The sequence below is a fragment of the Mycobacterium sp. E1747 genome (genome assembly GCF_001667775.1).
Lineage (GTDB): Bacteria > Actinomycetota > Actinomycetes > Mycobacteriales > Mycobacteriaceae > Mycobacterium.
Window position 1 is genome coordinate 1 of record NZ_LZJI01000156.1, and the last position, 676, is coordinate 676.

The following is a 676-nucleotide window of genomic DNA, read 5'->3' on the forward strand; positions in this document are numbered from 1 at the left end:
GCTCCTCGACCCTACCCAGACGTACAGCTGCGCCTACTTCGAGCGCGACGACATGACCCTGGAAGAGGCGCAGCTCGCCAAGATCGACCTGGCGCTGGGCAAGCTGAAGCTGGAACCGGGTATGACGCTGCTGGACATCGGCTGCGGCTGGGGCGGAGCGCTGCAGCGGGCGGTCGAGAAGTATGACGTCAACGTCATCGGGATCACGCTGAGTCGCAACCAGTTTGCCTACAGCAAGGCCAAAATGGCCGCCATCCCCACCGAGCGCAGCGTCGAAGTGCGGCTGCAGGGCTGGGAGGAGTTCGAAGACAAGGTCGACCGGATCGTCAGCATTGGCGCCTTCGAGGCGTTCAAGGCCGACCGGTGGCCGGCGTTTTTTGAACGCGCCCACCACATCCTGCCCGATGACGGTCGGATGCTGTTGCACACCATTTTGACCTATCAATGGCAGCAGATGCCCGCACTCGGCATCAAGCTGACGATGAACGATGTGAAATTCGCGCGATTCATCGGCACCGAGATTTTTCCGGGTGGCCAGCTGCCGACCCAGGAAGATATTTTCAAATTCGCTGAGCCCGCCGGATTCTCGGTCGAAAAGGTCCAATTACTGCGTGAGCACTACGAGCGGACTCTCAATATTTGGGCGGAAAATCTAGAGGCCAATAAGGAAGCGGCC

1 protein-coding gene is annotated in these 676 nt (G+C 59.8%); it reads left to right on the top strand.

The window, feature by feature from the left end; genetic code table 11:
- Positions 1-676, top strand: a 676-nt coding sequence (locus tag A5695_RS14925) for a class I SAM-dependent methyltransferase (RefSeq protein WP_156749663.1), incomplete at both ends; no start/stop codon positions are given.